The sequence below is a fragment of the Edaphobacter paludis genome (assembly GCF_039993895.1).
GTDB lineage: Bacteria > Acidobacteriota > Terriglobia > Terriglobales > Acidobacteriaceae > Edaphobacter > Edaphobacter paludis.
Genome location: NZ_CP121194.1, coordinates 1868325 through 1885077 on the forward strand (window position 1 = coordinate 1868325; position 16753 = coordinate 1885077).

16 protein-coding genes are annotated in these 16753 nt (G+C 57.9%); 10 read left to right on the forward strand and 6 right to left on the reverse strand.

The features are described 5' to 3' along the window. Positions 1–13 precede the first annotated feature (13 nt). The 4 genes from P4G45_RS07685 (at position 14) to P4G45_RS07700 (ending at position 3705) form a co-directional block, all read left to right on the forward strand. A complete protein-coding gene (locus P4G45_RS07685; RefSeq protein WP_348269087.1) occupies positions 14–1036 on the forward strand; it encodes a CPBP family intramembrane glutamic endopeptidase in 1023 nt (340 codons plus the stop codon). Positions 1037–1134: 98 nt separating this feature from the next. Further along, positions 1135–2235: a hypothetical protein gene (locus tag P4G45_RS07690; protein ID WP_348269088.1), complete on the forward strand. Its 1101-nt coding sequence runs from the start codon at positions 1135–1137 to the stop codon at positions 2233–2235. A gap of 155 nt (positions 2236–2390) precedes the next feature. Next, entirely contained in the window at positions 2391–2570 is a 180-nt protein-coding gene (locus P4G45_RS07695; RefSeq protein WP_121469254.1) for a hypothetical protein, read from the forward strand. A 232-nt stretch (positions 2571–2802) separates the two neighbouring features. After that, on the forward strand, positions 2803–3705 hold the full coding sequence (locus tag P4G45_RS07700) for an arginine deiminase-related protein (RefSeq protein ID WP_348269089.1): 903 nt from the start codon (positions 2803–2805) through the stop codon (positions 3703–3705). 114 nt (positions 3706–3819) lie between these two features. Here the strand turns inward: P4G45_RS07700 and pyrF are convergent, their stop codons facing one another. Both pyrF and P4G45_RS07710 read right to left on the reverse strand, forming a co-directional pair. Beyond that, on the reverse strand, positions 3820–4539 hold the full coding sequence (pyrF, locus tag P4G45_RS07705) for an orotidine-5'-phosphate decarboxylase (RefSeq protein WP_348269090.1): 720 nt from the start codon (positions 4537–4539) through the stop codon (positions 3820–3822). 107 nt (positions 4540–4646) lie between these two features. Further along, on the reverse strand, positions 4647–5180 hold the full coding sequence (locus tag P4G45_RS07710) for a septal ring lytic transglycosylase RlpA family protein (protein WP_348269091.1): 534 nt from the start codon (positions 5178–5180) through the stop codon (positions 4647–4649). A 247-nt stretch (positions 5181–5427) separates the two neighbouring features. Here P4G45_RS07710 and thiD point away from each other — a divergent pair, with 247 nt between their 5' ends. The 3 genes from thiD (at position 5428) to P4G45_RS07725 (ending at position 7864) form a co-directional block, all read left to right on the forward strand. Then, complete coding sequence (gene thiD, locus P4G45_RS07715) at positions 5428–6237, forward strand: bifunctional hydroxymethylpyrimidine kinase/phosphomethylpyrimidine kinase (RefSeq protein WP_348269092.1); 810 nt, start codon at positions 5428–5430, stop codon at positions 6235–6237. A 144-nt stretch (positions 6238–6381) separates the two neighbouring features. Next, positions 6382–7086: a hypothetical protein gene (locus tag P4G45_RS07720; RefSeq protein WP_348269093.1), complete on the forward strand. Its 705-nt coding sequence runs from the start codon at positions 6382–6384 to the stop codon at positions 7084–7086. Between the two features lie 184 nt (positions 7087–7270). Beyond that, the gene (locus P4G45_RS07725; protein WP_348269094.1) at positions 7271–7864 is read left to right on the forward strand and encodes a type 1 glutamine amidotransferase domain-containing protein; all 594 of its coding nucleotides are present in this window, start codon (positions 7271–7273) and stop codon (positions 7862–7864) included. A 61-nt stretch (positions 7865–7925) separates the two neighbouring features. Here P4G45_RS07725 and P4G45_RS07730 read toward each other — a convergent pair whose 3' ends face one another. Beyond that, positions 7926–9482 carry a leucyl aminopeptidase gene (locus P4G45_RS07730; RefSeq protein WP_348269095.1) on the reverse strand — a complete coding sequence of 519 codons (1557 nt, stop codon included), beginning with the start codon at positions 9480–9482 and terminating at the stop codon, positions 7926–7928. A 95-nt stretch (positions 9483–9577) separates the two neighbouring features. Further along, on the reverse strand, positions 9578–10117 hold the full coding sequence (gene smpB, locus P4G45_RS07735) for an SsrA-binding protein SmpB (RefSeq protein ID WP_348269096.1): 540 nt from the start codon (positions 10115–10117) through the stop codon (positions 9578–9580). Between the two features lie 104 nt (positions 10118–10221). Between smpB and P4G45_RS07740 the strand changes: the two genes are divergently transcribed. Genes P4G45_RS07740 through P4G45_RS07750 form a run of 3 tightly spaced genes read left to right on the forward strand, consistent with a single transcriptional unit; the run spans position 10222 to position 13711 of the window. Then, the gene (locus P4G45_RS07740) at positions 10222–12771 is read left to right on the forward strand and encodes a cohesin domain-containing protein (protein ID WP_348269097.1); all 2550 of its coding nucleotides are present in this window, start codon (positions 10222–10224) and stop codon (positions 12769–12771) included. A gap of 32 nt (positions 12772–12803) precedes the next feature. Further along, positions 12804–13298, forward strand: coding sequence for a type II secretion system protein (locus tag P4G45_RS07745; protein ID WP_348269234.1), 495 nt, complete (start codon positions 12804–12806; stop codon positions 13296–13298). Positions 13299–13300: 2 nt separating this feature from the next. Then, on the forward strand, positions 13301–13711 hold the full coding sequence (locus P4G45_RS07750) for a prepilin-type N-terminal cleavage/methylation domain-containing protein (protein ID WP_348269098.1): 411 nt from the start codon (positions 13301–13303) through the stop codon (positions 13709–13711). A gap of 100 nt (positions 13712–13811) precedes the next feature. On the opposite strand, the gene P4G45_RS07755 is transcribed toward P4G45_RS07750, so the two are convergent. After that, positions 13812–16046: a glycoside hydrolase family 3 C-terminal domain-containing protein gene (locus P4G45_RS07755; RefSeq protein WP_348269099.1), complete on the reverse strand. Its 2235-nt coding sequence runs from the start codon at positions 16044–16046 to the stop codon at positions 13812–13814. A 210-nt stretch (positions 16047–16256) separates the two neighbouring features. Continuing rightward, a complete protein-coding gene (locus tag P4G45_RS07760) occupies positions 16257–16679 on the reverse strand; it encodes a VOC family protein (protein ID WP_348269100.1) in 423 nt (140 codons plus the stop codon). Positions 16680–16753 lie beyond the last annotated feature (74 nt).

Genomic DNA, 16753 nt, shown 5'->3' on the forward strand with positions numbered 1-16753 from the left:
GGAGTAACTATCGTTGAAGGCGTTTGATTCGACACCGTCAACCCGTTCGGACCGTGCGCTGCAAATCGCGCTCTTCATCACTTCTGCTGCGTGGTTTTTTGCTTCGCAGACGCTGGCGGGTCGCGCAGCCATGGGTCTTTCGGTGCGCTTTAACCTGAGCGACGAGCGGCCTCTGCTTGGCGTGGTGTTTCTGCTGTTTTTGCTGGCCATCGGCTTCTGCTTTCTGCAGATGGTTGCTCATCAGAGTGCGTCCATGCGCGAGGCGCTTGGCCTGCCCCGACGAGCAACCGCTGGGCGTGAGTGGGGTATCGGTGCGGCGATTGGATGGGGATTGGTTGTTCTCGCCGTGCTGCCGATGGCGCTTGGCCGCACGCTGCACATCGAGTTCTGGACGGCGCCGAGAGCCTTCTGGCTCGTCGTCCTTAATCTGGTGATGCTTGCGATCAGTGCGCTGGTTGAGGAAGTAGCCTTTCGCGGGTATCCATTCCGCCGCCTGATCGAGGCTGTCGGACCGACTGCGGCGACTGTTCTGATATCGCTGTTCTTCGGCTTACTTCACGCCTTCAATCCTGACGCGACTTGGATCAGCGTCCTTATCACCATGTTCGCTGGAATCCTGCTTTCGATTGCATGGCTGCGCACTCATGGATTGTGGCTGGGGTGGGGACTACACTTCGCCTGGAACGCGAGCATGGGCGTACTGTTTGGCCTGCCCGTGAGTGGAATCATCAATTTTTCCAGCGTGGTTCAGACCCGCGCTATCGGCCCCACCTGGCTTACTGGCGGAGACTATGGACCGGAAGGGGCCTTGTTTACGTTGGTAGTCCTAACGATTGGCGTTGTCGTGGTCGTCTTCGCGACCCGCGACTACGCATGGGACTACACGCGCAAGCCCATCATCGCGGCGGGGTACCCCATGGATGTACCACCGCCCGAAGCACATACGGCCATGGAGCAGGGAGCCAAGCCGGTATCGCTGGTTCAGATATTGCCTACAACGCCTCAAGAGCGCTCTGCGAATGAACCTCCCCGGTAGCTCTCCGGGGTTTGTTTTGATGAGATACAAAAAGCAGAGTCGACCCCTTGCAAAAGGGGAAGAGAAGGCGCAGACTGCTATCCATCTGAGGTGCTGCCATGACAATGCGCAAGCACGGATGGGCTCTCGTGGTAAGTTGCGTGGTTCTGTTGACCGGGACGGTGCGCAGCCAGGTCTTTGTAGTCGGTCAGAAGACTGCCACGGACGAAATCTCCACTCATTTCACCCCTACAAATCTTTCTCTTCCAGCAACTCGCATGGGCGAGCGCGGCCAGCGCGAACTGGTACGGATGCTGGTAGCCGAGCAAGGCTTTGCGCACTGCGCGCTGCCAATGGGTGCGGGGCTGACGCTTCATGCCAATGGGTCGTTGGAAACCAGCCCTGCGGCCTATAAAGAAATGATTTACAAAAAAGGGCAAGCGGCAGGCGTGGGCGACCGGGTCGTGGTCACTGCGCTGACCGTCAAAGGCAATCGTATTGCTCTGGATCTCAACGGCGGTCCCTATGTTAAGCACCGTTTCCTGCGGCATGTCCAGTTCAATGACAATCCCGTCGTAGCGGATCAGGGGGAAGAAGCGACCGGCTCCCGCATCAATTTGGTTTTCGATGGACCTGTACCAGACCTCTCGGCCCCGGAGGTGAAAGCACTGCTTGCGCCCGTCATCGATTTTGGAGTCAAGACGACGGAACAGGCCTATGCGAACACCCTTCCTCCATTGGTGAAACAGGCAGTCGATGTGCATCAGGTATTGGTGGGCATGAACCATCGCATGGTGCTTGCAGCGATGGGAGAGCCGGAGAGCAAGATTCGCGAGAAGCAGAGCGGCGACGCCAGCGGTGGGGCCTACGAAGAATGGATCTATGGTCATGAGCCGCAGACGATCCACTTTATAAAATTCGTTGGCGATCGGGTTACCGTCGTCGAGATCGCCGAATTGGGTAAGCCCCTTGAGATCCACGACAAGGATGAGATGGGCGGATATAACCCGCCTGCGCCTACGCGGGAGGTCGCGATGGGCGATCAGGCGCCCGGAACGAGCGCCAGCGGGCAAGCGCAGCCGCCTACGTTGCGCAAGCCGGGTGAGCCAGTGCCGTCGGGAGGGTCAGGTAAAGTGCAGTTTCCAACTGCTAAACAGCCCGTTGCTCCAATCCCCCCGGTTCCCACGATGGGTTCTCCCACCGATCCGCATCTCCGTTAGAGCTTCAGTCGTGTAAACTCTTGAGAGAGCCTCAATCGCAGTCCTTCTCCTCCGATTCCTGCCGTGGCCTGTCCCGGACAATCTTTACGAGAAGTTCCGGATGAATGTCATCCAGCGCGCGAGCCGAAACATTCGCACCAGGGAGAGCAAGAATTATGGCGAAGATTGCCAAGACCGGCGACCGTAAAAAGGTCATGGACACCAACAAGAGCACGGATTGTCCGAAGTGCTCCAAACCAACCCGTATCGTTAAGCGCGTGAAGGATCGGGAGCGTGGAATCCCCGGCGGAGTCTATATCTCCTGTTCGGCGTGTGAGTTCTTCGAGAAGCTGTAGTTCTTAGCGGATCTGATTGTAAACAAAGGGCCCCAATTCGGGCTCTTTGTTGCGTCTGGAGGAGTTTATTTTCCCGCGGATTATTTATTTTTATGGAACCGCGATAGATACCTCCTTTTCAAGGGTGAGATACGTCGAACCAAAGTCGTACAAAAAAATGCTGTTGCAGCCCTTGACGATCGTCTGCCGCAACGGGCAGACTCTACAACTGGAAAGTAGGAAAACCAGGATTATGACACCCTCCTCCGTAGCATCTTCCCCAGCCTCGACGTTTGCTTCTTTGCCCCATTTCGATCGCCCCACCTTCCTGATGTGTGCGCCCGAATGGTATGACGTGAATTACGTCATCAATCCATGGATGGCAGGCAATCTCCATCAATCTTCGCGGGATACAGCGTTCACCCAATGGAAGGCGCTGCATCAGCAGCTGCAGCGGCTTGCCGATGTGCGGCTCCTTCATCCCCGGCAAGGTTCGCCGGATATGGTTTTTGTGGGTCACTCCGCGCTGGTCCAGCACGGCGTAGCTGCCGTCTCCAGCTTTGCGCATCCGCAACGCCAGACCGAAGAAGCGCATCTACGGCGCTGGTTTCAGGACGCCGGATTCCTGGTATGGGAGACGCCCCGTGAGACGGCGTTTGAGGGAGAAGGTGACGTTGTTTTTAGCGCAGCGGGCGATAAGCTCTGGGCTGCGCATGGATCGAGAACCTGCAAGCAAAGTCATAAACATCTTGCGGACGCCTGGCATACAACTGTCACCTCGCTCCACCTCGTCGATCCACGCTTTTACCACCTGGATCTTTGCTTCGCTCCACTGAGCGGCGGGGAACTGATTTATTTTCCAGAGGCGTTCGATGCGGTCTCGCTGGCGAAGATCGAAGCCGCCTACAGTGCCGATAAGCGCATTGTGGTCAGCGAGATGGAAGCTACTCAGTTTGCTTGCAACGTCATCAATATTGGCAAGCATATCCTGATGGGCAAGGTTGAGACTGATTTGGCGCAACGGCTTCGGGCCCGAGGCTATGAGGTCGAAGAGCTAAATTTGAGCGAGTTCATTCGCGGCGGCGGATCGGCAAAATCGCTGGTTCTGCGTTTGAGCGATATGGATGTCACTCATGGTTCTGCTGTGAAGGCTTGATTCGAAAGGAACTACCGGTCCCTGATCTTCGTTCTCCGGCGAAGGTCAGGGGCCTTTTTGTTTCCTGGGTCGGAATGTCGGAAAGTAGTTGAGGCGATAGATAGTTGCCTTGAACTATCTGTCAGTCCCGGAGGCCCGTTCGATCTCTTTGAGGATAGATTCTGCAGTCTCGGCTGGATTGGCGGCGCGGGTTATGGGTCTCCCGACGACCAGCATAGAGGCTCCGCGCTCGATGGCGATGGTCGGGGTGGCGATACGCTTCTGATCGCCGACGTCGCTGCCGGCGGGACGGATCCCGGGAATGACCAGGAGAGGACCGCTGCCCAACTCTGAGCGGAGGATGCCTGCTTCTTCAGGGGAGCAGACCATTCCGTTGATACCGGACTTCTGAGCGAGCTTTGCGAGGCGCAGCACCTGGTCGGCGGGAGAAGAGGTTACGCCTATGGCGGCGAGTTGGGCGGCGTCCATGCTGGTGAGCACAGTGACGGCGAGAAGCCGGGGGGAATCGGGCGCCTGAGCTGCTTCTGTTGCTGCAGCCATCATCGCTGGGCCGCCGGAGGCATGGATCGTCAGCAGTGAGGCTCCAGCCTGGGTGGCGGAACGAATGGCTCCCGCAACGGTGTTGGGGATGTCGTGGAGCTTGAGGTCGAGGAAGACGTTGAAGCCGCGGTTGCGGAGAGTCTCGACGAAGGCGTTACCGGTGGCGTAATAGAGCTCCATGCCGACCTTGAACCATTGGCAGGTGCCGGAGAGCTGGTCGACAAGGTCAAGAGCGGATTTGGCGGAAGGGAAGTCGAGGGCTACGGCGAGGCGGTCTTTTGGGGTGAGTTCCACATTAGCAGTGTAATTGGTCGTCGTTTGTATAACTACGACCCAATGGCTCGGCTAAGTGTTTCCAAACCCACACTTCGCCGGCACCGGGTATTTCGGATTACGAGAGGCTATTCGCCGGTGTGGGCGTTGGGGAGAACAGGGATCTGAAGCTGGGCCAGTAGTTCTTGTGCCAGCTTGGGATCGCCTCCGCGTACAGGTTCCAACTTGACCTTGGCCAAGCCGTGAATACCTACGGCGCGAGCCGCTGCGTAGGAGAGGTCGACGACACGATCCTCAGGTACTGGGCCACGGTCGTTGACACGAACGAAGATGGACTTGTGGTTGCGAAGGTTGGTGACTCTGATCCAACTGCCTAGAGGGAGGCTGCGGTGCGCGCAGGTGAGGGCATTCATGTCGAAGGCCTCGCCCGTGGCGGTCTTGTGCCCCTGAAAGCGAATGCCGTACCAGGAGGCTTCGCCAATCTGGTACCAGTGATGGGCCTTTGCTTTTTGTGCCGTGTGGTTTGCAGAATCTTTTGCGGCTGGTGCGGGATCGCTTGCCGATGCCGCAGCGCCGAACGCCAACATCAGCGTTACGACGACCACTCCGCCTTTCATCATAGTGACCTTGCGGTCGCGTATTGTGGAAGGAATCAGTTTCATGCAATCTCCACTACTTATTGTCTTGAGTTGAACCAACTAAGTCAAACGCCGAGAATGATTTAAGTGGCTAACGGCATTGCCTGATCCAAGCGTCTGTGCTATAGGAATCTGAAAGAAGGATGGCCGTTATTCGGACGGATTAGCGGCTTTTAATGCTGAATTCATCCCTTTTCGGGATGAATCGGCGATATGCTGTTTTTTTCGCAGAATTGCAAATAAAGACGATTTTTCGGGTTTTGCCTCCAAAATGCAGACTGTGTTGACGATTGCCGGGTTCGATCCCTCTTCGGGCGCTGGAGTGACGGCGGATCTGATGGTGTTTGCGGCGCACGACTTATTTGGAACTTCCTGCATTACCAGCTTGACGGTGCAGTCCACGATGGGGGTCAAAGCGGCATATCCGATACGGCCGGAGACGGTGCGGGCGACGCTCGATTGCCTTGAGGAAGATCTTCCGAGTTCGGGCATCAAGATTGGGATGCTTGCCATGGAAGAGACTGTTGCCACTGTGGCTGATTTTCTGAGCGTTTTACGGAGCCGTGGGAGCCGGATCCCGGTGGTGCTGGACCCGGTCTTGCGATCGAGTTCGGGCAGGGAACTGCTGGAAGAGGATGGAGTGGAGGTCCTGCGCAAGCGGCTGCTGCCGCTGGTGGACTGGGTGACTCCCAATATTGATGAGCTGGGAATTTTGACTGGAAGGCGAGTGTCGGGGCGCGGAGATGTCCCGGATGCGGCGCGAGCGCTTCAGGCTGCAGGCCAAGGGTTGAATGTCTTTGCTACTGGAGGTCATCTGACGCCCCCCGACGATTTTCTGCTGACAGCGGCGGGCGGGACGTGGTGGCTCCCGGGAGCGCGGATCGATTCGACTTCGACGCATGGAACGGGGTGTGCGCTTTCGAGCGCGCTTTTATGCGGGCTGGTGACGGGGAAGGGTTCACATGAGGCTGCGGTAGGGGCGAAGCTATATGTGGCCGAGGCAATACGGACGGCGGCAGGGTTGGGAAAAGGGAAAGGGCCGCTGAATCATCTTTGGACGCTGGGGCGGTTTTCAGAATGAGACCCGAGGGAGAAACCCTATTCCGGAAATTAGGAGATAGGAAGCTCGGAGCGGTGGACGTGAAAAGATTCTTGCGGCGGCGAAGGGGGAAGCTCCTATAATTTCGAACTGCCAGTGACTTCTTCTTTGAGAGGGATTTTCTTTATGCGACTTGTTCATGGATCTACGCTTGCCATTGCTCTTGCTCTTCTTGTTCCTGCGTTTGTGGGTGCACAGGGGCAGGGGGATTCTTCCCGCGCTGTGGCCGGTGGCGGCATCTCGGCTGCCGGGTGGACGGGGAAGATTGATGCCAACGCGGCAAAGGCTGGCCAGACGATCAAGGATGCGAAGCTGTCCGAAGAGGGCAACGTGCTGCATGTGACGACCGGGCCGGCAGTGACGTATTGGAATCCTGCGAACAAGGCAGCGGGCGACTATACCGTGAGCGCGACGTTCACTGAGCCGAAGTACATGAACCTGAACGACCATCCGCATCCTTACGGCGTTTTTATTGCTGGCAACGATATGGGGACTGATCAGCAGAGCGACCTTTACTGCGCGGCGTATGGGAATGGCACCTTCATTGTGCGCGGATTTGGGCCAGAGCCGTTTCGCATGAATGGACGGAGCGGAGAATCGGACGCTGTGCACAAGGCCGCAGGGCCGGGACAGCCTGTGACGCAGACGATCGCGCTTTCGGTGAAGGGCGACAAGGTGGAGTGCGCGATCAATGGCACGGTCGTGGCGAGCTACAACAAATCGGAGCTGGTGACGGCGGGAAAGCTGAAGTCGACCGACGGGGTTTATGGGATTCGTTTTTCGCACAACACCGAGGGAACGGTGGCGGATTTGAAACTGACGAAGCCATAAAAACCCGTCTAAAAACGATGGACAACAAGGAACGGCGATGTTGGGCGGCTGGGCAGCCAAGTGGCTTAACGGTGGTAAGTCGCCTGTCCGCGAAGTGTTATTTGTGCCTCCAACGGACATCCTGCCCGCGGACAACGGTCGTGTGCCCAATCGAATCTGACCTATTTAAGAGGAAAGGTGGAATATGAGCATTCTCGGCAAAGAAGAGAGCGGAAAGCTAAAAGGCAAACGCGTGGCGATTGTGGCCACAGAGGGTTTCGAGCAGGTTGAGCTAACCAAACCGAAAAAGGCTTTGGAGGACGCTGGAGCACAGGTCGACGTCATTGCTCCAAAGGCCGGAATCAAATCGGGCAAGATCAAAGGGTGGGACATGACCGACTGGGGTGAGTCCGTCAAAGTTGACGTAGAGCTTTCCGAGGCGAAGGAAGGGAGCTACGACGCGCTTCTGCTCCCTGGAGGAGTGATGAGCCCGGATAAGCTTCGGATGGATCCACAGGCCGTCGCTTTCATCAAGAGCTTCTTCACGGCGAATAAACCGGTTGCGGCGATCTGTCACGGCTCGTGGACACTGATCGAGGCGGACGTGGTGCGCGGAAAGACGCTTACTTCGTGGCCGTCGTTGCAGACCGACCTTCGCAATGCAGGCGCCAAATGGGTTGATCAGGAGGTCGTCGAAGACAACGGTCTAGTGACGAGCCGCAAGCCGGACGATCTTCCTGCCTTCAATAAGACGGTAATAGAACTTTTCAGCCGGGCAACTCAACACGCTGCCGCATGATCCCATTTGTTCGCTTTGACCAGCAGATAAATAGTGCCTCGTTTATCTGCTGGTCAGAATCCTATGCTGAATAGCTGCGCACCCACTCCAAAATTGAACGCACCGCAATTCCGGTCGGGCCCTTAGCAATTGCGGGCTTGACCTCTTCGTTCCATGCGCATCCGGCGATGTCGAGATGCACCCAAGGTGTGTCTCCTACGAACTCCTTCAGAAACAGCGCCGCCGTAATCGCTCCACCCCAGCGCGTTCCGCCGGTGTTCCGGATGTCTGCAATCTGGCTGTTGATCTGTTCGCGATAATCATCGGTGCAGGGAAGCCGCCAGAATTTTTCGCCCGAGGTCTTCAGCGAGTTTTGGAATCTTTCGCAGGCCTCCTCGTTGTTCGAGAACAATCCGGCATTCAACATTCCCAGCGCAACCACGCATGCGCCGGTCAAGGTCGCTGCGTCGATAAGGTGGGTGCACCCCAGGGTCTTTGCGTAGTGCAGACCGTCGGCAAGCACCAGGCGGCCCTCGGCGTCGGTGTTTACAATTTCGATGGTCTTGCCGGACATGGCGGTTACCACGTCGCCGGGCTTGAATGACTTGCCGTCGGGCATGTTCTCCGCCGAGCAGATGACGCTGATGACCTTCACCTTCGGTTTCAACTGGGCGATGGCGCGCATGGCGCCGATCATGGCAGCGGCCCCGGCCATGTCGTACTTCATCTTCTCCATGCCGTCGGCAGGTTTGATGGAGATTCCGCCTGTATCGAACGTGATGCCCTTGCCCACCAGCCCCATTACTGGAGCGTCTTTGACGGGAGACTTGCCCTTTTCGAGCTTAGGTTCATACGTCATGACGATGAGCGCCGGAGGCTCGGCCGATCCTTGCGCTACCGCCCAGAAGGCACCCATCTTCAACTCATGCAGCTTCTCTGTCGAGAAGACCTCGCACTTCAATCCCATCTCGGCGCACATCGCCGCCGCACGCTGGCCGAGCACGGTCGGCGTCAGCACATTGCCCGGTTCATTGACCAGCGACCGGGTAAAATTCTGCGCCGCAGCCACGATCAGGCCTTCATCGAAGCCCTGCTGAATCTCCGCACGGGTTGATTTCTCTGTCTCCTTGGCAAGAATCGAGAGCGTCTGCAAGGCGGTATCTTTACGGTCGCTCTTATAGGTGTCGTAGTCAGGGTCGGCCAGCGATGCGCCCTCAATCAAGGCCCGCGACATCAACATGCACGGCAGCTCGTCGAGATGCTCGTCAGACAAGGCGTGGTCCTCGGGGAAGACGATCGCAATCTGGCGCAGGCCGCGTGGCTTGGCTGCGCGCACTGCGGCACCGCCCGCTTTGCGGACCTCATCGACAGAGAGCGATTTGGCCTTGCCCATGCCTACGAGCAGCAGTCGCTCGGCTTTCAGTCCATTTGGAGCGTGGAGCAGCAGAGTCTCGCCCAAACCGGCCTTGAACTCGCCCGATGCCATGACCTTCTCGGCGGCATCCGTCACCGCGTCCGACGTGGATAGCAGAGCCGGCAGTGGTTCTGCATCATTCGCCGTGGCAATATCTACAGCAAATACCGCAAGCATGGGTGTAGCAAACCCGGCCGCATCCTGAAAGAGAAGCTTCGCATCCATAGCAACTATCGTAACCCGATTTTCAGGCATTGGGTCGAGACAAAGCTGCACGACATTTTTGCGCTCATTATGGAAAATCAGGCCTGATGGAAGAGCTAGCGCCGCTGACTCCGCGCGACGGCGGCTTTGGCTTCGTTGTCGGCCTCGCGCTTGCGCTCGGTCGCACGCTTGTCCCATTCCTGCTTACCCTTGGCGAGGGCGAGTTCGCACTTGACCCGGCCATTGCGAAAGTAGAGTCGTGTCGGAATCAAGGTAAAGCCCTTCTGCCTGGTCATGGCTTCGAGCTTCCGCACCTCGGCTTTGTGCAGCAATAACTTTCGGGTGCGGAGTGAATCATGGTTCATCGCATTGCCGTGAGAGAAGGGGCCGATGTGGGCATTGAGCAGGAAGCATTCCCCGTCCTTCAGTAGCCCGTAGGCATCTTTCAGATTCGCCTTGCCCTCGCGGATGGATTTGACCTCGGTCCCGCGCAGAGCGACGCCGGCCTCGACTTTGTCCGAGAGGAAATAGTTGAAGCTTGCCGAGCGATTGAACGCGGCGTCCCTCATGCCGGCTGCCACCGGATCGCGGTCCTTCGCCTTCACTACGGGCTTGGGCTGATGGGCGACGGTAGGGTTGGAAAGTGAGCGAGGCATGGAATCTCTTACTTTAACACGCCGCCAACTCAAATCTCACCAGCGGACGCCTGCCGCGTCTAACCTTCAAAGCCTTTACAAGCATGAGGTCGACCGCACCGCGAATGGTATACTCACCCGAGCGCAATAGCCTGGCTGGCACGGCCTTCACAGGCAGCGCCCTTCACTCGGCCCTCATGGAGACAGGCGTGTACTCCGGCAGACGCCGCACTCTTCACGGTGTAAAGGACGCAAACGGAAGCAGCATGGGTCGCGGCAAAAGTTCAACTATCAAAGTACCGGCATTCGCGTTCCAGGCATACCTTTTTCTCTTTTTGGTGTCTGGATTCGTTTTTTTCAGCCCGGCCTCGGCGCAGGCGCAGTCCGCCAAGAAGTGGGAGAAGCGCGGACAGGACGCGGAGGTGCGCCAGGACTACGACACCGCCTACGAAGACTACCGTCAAGCCACCCTCAAAGATCCCAAGGACCTTACCTATAAGGCGCACTTTGAGCGGATGAGGTTTCAGGCTGGAGTAAGCCATATCGATCGTGGGCGTGTGCTGCATCAGAGCGGCGATCTCGCCGGAGCCCTGAATGAGTTTCTTCGTGCCCGCGAGATCGATCCCTCCAACGAGACGGCCCAGCAGGAGATCGATCTATTGCAGCATCCCGAGGCCGCCAGTCACACTCCACCAGTGCCTTCTCCTTCAGGCGCTGTTTCCGGCACGCCTGATACGAGGCAATCGGAGATCGTCAATGAACTGAACTCGGTAGCCGGTCCTATCCAACTGAAACCCGTCTCCGACGATCCGATTACTCTTCATGCGGTGGAAGACGTCAAGGTCATCTACCAGGCCATTGGGAAATTGGCTGGCCTGAATGTCATTTTCGACCCTGACTACACATCCAAGCGTATTCCCATTGACCTCACCAACGTCACGCTGTCCGATGCACTGCGCATCGTTGGAACCGAAGCCGGGACGTTCTATAAGCCGGTTACCACCAATACGATCTTCGTTGCCGCGAACACCCGCACCAAGCGTGCCGAGTTGGACGAGGAAGCTGTCCAGACTTTCTATCTCACCAACGCCAGCCAGCAGAGCGATGCCAACGAAGTTCTTACGGCGATTCGCAATCTGCTGGATCCGACCACCAAGGTTAATCTGGTGCCCAGCCAGAATGCCATCGTCATTCGTTCCACTCCGGACCAGCTTCTGCTGGCCCAAAAGCTCATCAACGACCTCGATCGCGCTCGTCCTGAAGTGGTGGTTGACGTTGCCATCCTTGAAGTCAACCGCGACAAGGTCCGCCAGTTGGGACTCGCCCTGCCTCAGCAGGTGACCATCACTCCACAGGCTTCGCCGACCACTACTAGCAGTAGTACAAGTACCGGCACTGGCACTGGGACCGGTACAACATCTTCGAACTTCACACTCAACTCGCTCGCCCATCTGAACGCCACGAACTTTGCGGTGGGCATCAGCGGCGCCACGCTCGATGCTCTCCTAAATGATGCCGACACTCGTGTCCTGCAGAATCCAAGTATTCGAGCGACCGATGGTCAGCGGGCCCAACTCAAAATAGGCCAACGAATCCCTATCGCAACCGGTTCCTATAACGCCGGAGTCTCCACCGGAATTGCGAGCATCGGCGTGCAGACGCAGTTCACCTTCATTGATGTCGGCGTCAACATCGACATGACGCCAACGGTCCACTACGACAACGAGATAAGCCTCAAGATGAAGGTCGAGGTCTCGTCGCAGCAAAGTTCGGTCACTATCTCGGGCGTCACCGAACCGATCATTGGGCAGCGTGTCATTGATCAGGTGATTCAGCTTAAGGAGGGTGAGCCCAGCATTCTCGCCGGGATTCTCACCACACAGAACAATCTCACGGTCAATGGCACCCCGGGTATCGGCGAGCTACCCATCTTCAAGTACTTCTTCTCCTCTCGCAGAACAGAGAAGCAGCAGGACGAGGTCGTCTTTCTGCTCATTCCTCACATCGTCCGTGAGTCCGTTCTTAGCCGCCTGAACACCCGTGCCATCGATACCGGCACAGGTCAGTCCATCGAACTGCGGCACACCGATGCGGCGGAGCAGGCTGCCATGGACATAGGCAATCCGGGATTCGTGAACCCGAAGTCTCCCTCCACTGGTCCGGCGACCAGCGCCGCCAATGCGGCGGCGGCCATGGTGCAGCAGATGCAGAAGCAGGCGCAGCCTCTGACGCCGCCAGCTTCAGCCATTGCTCCAGGCGGTCCTCCTGTCAGCCTCAGCGTGGTTGCGCCGGTTTCGGCACAGACGGTTGGAAGCACCTTCCAGGTAGCGGTGATGCTCGGCAACGGGCGCGATGTTTATTCCGTTCCTTTGCAGATGCAGTTCAACCCGAAGGTTCTTCAACTGGTCAACGTCGATACGGGCAACTTCCTCGGACGTGACGGTCAGGCCGTGGCGCTGGTGCATCGGGACGACGGCAACGGACTCGTCACCATCTCCAGCTCTCGTCCCCCGAATGTCTCCGGTGTAAGCGGGCAGGGAAGCCTGTGCACGCTGACCTTCAAGGCCGTTGCGGCAGGAGACTCCAACCTCGCGCTGGTAAAGGTTGGGGCACGCAATAGCGCGCAGGCCAATCTTCCGGCCGTCGGTTCGCAGGCCGTGGTGCATGTGAAGTGATTGTGCGTAACAACCCGGCCCTGATAAAAGATCTGGGTGTCCCGCGTCCGGTCGGTGAGGATGTGTGTCCTCGCCGGTGGAGCAACTCACAATCCGGGCTTACGCTCGTCGAACTGATCATCACCGTGGCGATCGTTGCCATCCTCGCGTCCGCCGCCATTCCCATTGCACGGTTTCAGGTCAAACGTGAAAAGGAGCGCGAACTGCGCCGCGATCTTTGGGAGATGCGTGACGCCATCGACCACTATTACGATGCAGCCGTCAAAGGGGGCATCCAGACCAAGGTCGATAGCATGAACTACCCGCCCGATCTCCAAACCCTTGTCGATGGCGTCGATATTCAGGACAAGAAGGTCAAGTTCCTCCGCCGCATTCCCATCGATCCTATGACGAACTCGACCGACTGGGGCTTGCGCTCGAACCAGGACGATCCTGATTCGACTTCCTTCGGAGGCCAGAATGTCTTCGATGTCTATACGAAGAGTGACGGCACCGCACTGGACGGTACAAAATACAACACATGGTAGCGATGCATCCAATCCGCGCAACACGTCGCTCCGAGCAAGGCTTCACGCTGCTCGAACTCATGATCGTTATGGTGGTGATTGGACTACTGGCGGCCATCGCTATTCCTTCGTATACGAACAATATCCGCAATGCGAGGGAGGCGGTGCTGAAGGAAGACCTGCACACGATGCGCACGGCGATTGATTCCTATACCGTCGACAAGCAAAAAGCTCCGCAGTCGCTGGACGACCTGGTTCAGGCGGGTTATCTCAAGACCATGCCGGTCGATCCCTTCACTCACCGGAGCGATACCTGGGTTCCCGTCGAAGGCAGCGATATGTCGACTACTGACCAGACCGACTCGGGCATAGACGACGTGCACAGTGGGGCTCCGGGGGCGGGTTCAGACGGCACCTCCTACTCCACCTGGTAGGTCGTTTCTCTTCGACTAGAGATGACGGGCGTTACGCAAAAAGAAGCACAGCGGTAAACCATATCCGGTTGCGCTGTGCTTCTCTCATTTGCGAGTTGCTCTACGGCTGAACGTGGAGTGTGGCGTTCAGCGGTGTGTCGCTGGATGACGCTCCGGCCATCACCTTGTAGTCGCCCGGCAGTAGCTGCCATGCATCTTTGGCGGTGTCGAAGATGGAGAGGTAGAGCGGGTTCAGGGTGAGGCTCACGGTCTTCGATTCGCCCGGCGCAAGCTCGACACGCTGCCATCCTGCGAGCCGCTTGAAGTGCTCCTTCGCAGCGGGAGGAAGAGCGACGTAAAGCTGCGCGATCTCCGTGCCCTCACGCTGGCCGGTGTTTTTGACGGTGAAGTGTGCGGTGCGCGTGGCGTCATCGACCGTCAGGCTGGAGTAGGCAAAGGTGGTGTACGAGAGCCCGAAGCCGAACGGGAAGAGCGGCTGCTTGTGGGTCTCCTCGAACCACTTGTAGCCCACCGCCGCTCCTGCGGTGTACTTGAGATCGAATGGAGCGACCTCGTGGTGCTGATCGTCACCGGTCGTTTTTACCTTTGCTTCGAGACCCGGAACGGTGGGGTGCGGTAGCTGAGCGTCGCTTTTTGCGAAGGTAACGGCGAGTTTGCCCGAAGGGTTTACATCGCCGAAGAGAATGTTGGAGAGAGCTTGTGCCCCTCCGATGCCGGGATACCACATCTCGACGATTCCTTTGACCTGCTGCGCCCACGGCATGGTGACCGGGCCGCCAGTCTCAAGCACGACGATGGTGTTGGGGTTGGCTGCAGCCACCGCCTCGACCAGAGCGTCCTGGTTGTCGGGCAGGGACAGGGTTGGCGCGTCCACACCTTCGCGCATGGGTTGCGTAACGAAGACGATAGCGAGGCTGGAGGATTTGGCTAGGCGGGCTGCTGCGGTGTTGTCCTTGCCGTCGATGTACTGGACGTTACTCTGCGGAGATTTCGCGCGGATGTAGCGGAGAGGAGACGAAGGGAAGTAGATAGTCTGACCCCAAGGCGATGGGCCGGGTTTCGGATCGATCACGTTGCCGCCGGGTGCGTCGACCTGCGCGGAGCCGCCGCCGGAGACGACGCCTACGTCGGCGTGTGAGCCGATGATTGCAATTGAAGTAGAAGGATCAGCCTTCAGAGGTAGAATGTCGCCGGAGTTCTTGAGCAGGACGATGCTCTCTTCGGCGATGTGCTGAGCGTCGTCGCGGCCACGGAAGGGATCGACTACGCTGCGCACCGGCGGGTTATCGATGACGCCGGCATCGAACATGCTGCGCAGGATGCGGTGCACCATGTTATCGAGACGGGCAGCGGGAACCTGGCCGTCTTCAACGGCCTTCTTGAGCGGGTCGCTGAAGTAGTTGTCGTCGCCGGGCATGTCCTGATCGAGCCCGTTCAGCGCTGCTTTGACCGTGCTGTGGGTCGCGCTCCAGTCGGAGACGACAAAGCCCTTGAAGCCCCAATCCTTCTTCAAAACCTGATTGAGCAGATAGTCGTTTTCGCAGGCGTGGTCGCCATCGACGAGGTTGTACGAGCACATCACGGCTGACGGCTTCGCTATTCCGATGGCAATCTCGAAGGCGAGCAGATCGGACTCGCGCATGGAACGCTTGTCGAGCAGAACGTTCACGACGGTTCGTCCTGTCTCCTGATCATTGAGCGCGTAGTGCTTGATGTCGCTCATCACATGCTCGGATTTGACGCCGCGCGCGAGTTCTCCGGTCATGACGCCGGCGAGAACCGGATCTTCGCCGGCATACTCGAAGTTGCGTCCGTTGCGTGGTTCACGGGTGATGTCGAGACCACCGCCAATGGACATATTGAATCCCTGGGCGCGGGCCTCACGGCCAATGACCGATCCATAGAGGAAGCCTGCATCGGGATCCCAGCTTGCGGCAGCTCCGAGGGTGGAGGGCAGTAGCGTGGCGTAGCGGCTCTGAATAGCGGCCATGCGGATGCCGACGGCGGAGTCGGCCATGTTGATGCCGGGAATTCCGAGGCGCTCGATGCCTAGCATATAGCCTGCGCCGAAGTTCGAGCCTGGAGCGATGGGATCGCCCGCCCGCAGAACTCCCCAGCCGGTGCCGTGCACCATCTGAATCTTTTCGTCCAGCGTCATCTGACTAAGCACCATATCGGCCCGCTGGTCGGGGGACAGCGCTTTATTCATCCATGGCATCTTTGCAGTGTCTGGCTGTTTTTGACCTTGCGCCTGCTGAGGCCCAAAGGACGCGAGAGCCAGTACAGCGGAGAGGGAAGAGATCGTTAGACCCTTGAAAAAGGCGGAAAATTCCATCGGTGCTCCTTCATATCTGGACGCAGCCGTCTGTCTGGTTTGATTGCGATCGCCAAAACGTCTCTTGCTGGTCGATAAAAAGTCTAAATGAACTAAATCGAATTAGCTATGGGTTTTTCGCGGCGTTTATGGGGATGGCCGCAAACGCAAAGGTCTGACCTCAATCAGTGGTCAGCCTATTTGCGGTGCTTGCTTCGTGCGCAAAGAGGACTATTTTGCAAAAAGCTGTTTGAGGTCGGCAAAGGCCTTGAACTCCAGCGCATTGCCGGCGGGGTCAAGGAAGAACATGGTGGCCTGTTCGCCGACCTCGCCCTTGAACCGAATATATGGTTCGATGATGAAGCGGATGCCTGCATTGCGGAGTCGGTCGGCCAGCGCCTGCCACTGGTCCATCGAGAGGACAACGCCGAAGTGAGGAATGGGCACCTCGTGTCCGTCCACAGGGTTGGAATGTCGATTGCGATTGCTAGATTCAGGCTTCAGGTGAGCGACGATCTGATGGCCGAAGAGATCGAAGTCGATCCACTGAGTTAAACTACGGCCCTCGGCACAGCCCAGCGTCGTTCCGTAGAACAGACGGGCGGCATCGAGGTCGTCTACGGGGAAGGCGATATGAAATGGAGTCAAAGGCACTTTGTTCTCCTCGCCTTCATCTTACGATGCGGCGCAAGGAGCCATCGCGACTGCCGACGGCAGAAGCTCTGGCC

Coding starts and splice junctions, on each gene's coding strand:
- P4G45_RS07690 (WP_348269088.1), top strand. CDS start 1,135: ATGACAATGCGCAAGCACGGATGGGCTCTCGTGGTAAGTTGCGTGGTT.
- P4G45_RS07695 (WP_121469254.1), top strand. CDS start 2,391: ATGGCGAAGATTGCCAAGACCGGCGACCGTAAAAAGGTCATGGACACC.
- P4G45_RS07700 (WP_348269089.1), top strand. CDS start 2,803: ATGACACCCTCCTCCGTAGCATCTTCCCCAGCCTCGACGTTTGCTTCT.
- P4G45_RS07710 (WP_348269091.1), bottom strand. CDS start 5,180: ATGAAACTGATTCCTTCCACAATACGCGACCGCAAGGTCACTATGATG.
- thiD (WP_348269092.1), top strand. CDS start 5,428: ATGCAGACTGTGTTGACGATTGCCGGGTTCGATCCCTCTTCGGGCGCT.
- P4G45_RS07720 (WP_348269093.1), top strand. CDS start 6,382: ATGCGACTTGTTCATGGATCTACGCTTGCCATTGCTCTTGCTCTTCTT.
- P4G45_RS07725 (WP_348269094.1), top strand. CDS start 7,271: ATGAGCATTCTCGGCAAAGAAGAGAGCGGAAAGCTAAAAGGCAAACGC.
- P4G45_RS07730 (WP_348269095.1), bottom strand. CDS start 9,482: ATGGATGCGAAGCTTCTCTTTCAGGATGCGGCCGGGTTTGCTACACCC.
- smpB (WP_348269096.1), bottom strand. CDS start 10,117: ATGCCTCGCTCACTTTCCAACCCTACCGTCGCCCATCAGCCCAAGCCC.
- P4G45_RS07740 (WP_348269097.1), top strand. CDS start 10,222: ATGGTATACTCACCCGAGCGCAATAGCCTGGCTGGCACGGCCTTCACA.
- P4G45_RS07750 (WP_348269098.1), top strand. CDS start 13,301: ATGCATCCAATCCGCGCAACACGTCGCTCCGAGCAAGGCTTCACGCTG.
- P4G45_RS07755 (WP_348269099.1), bottom strand. CDS start 16,046: ATGGAATTTTCCGCCTTTTTCAAGGGTCTAACGATCTCTTCCCTCTCC.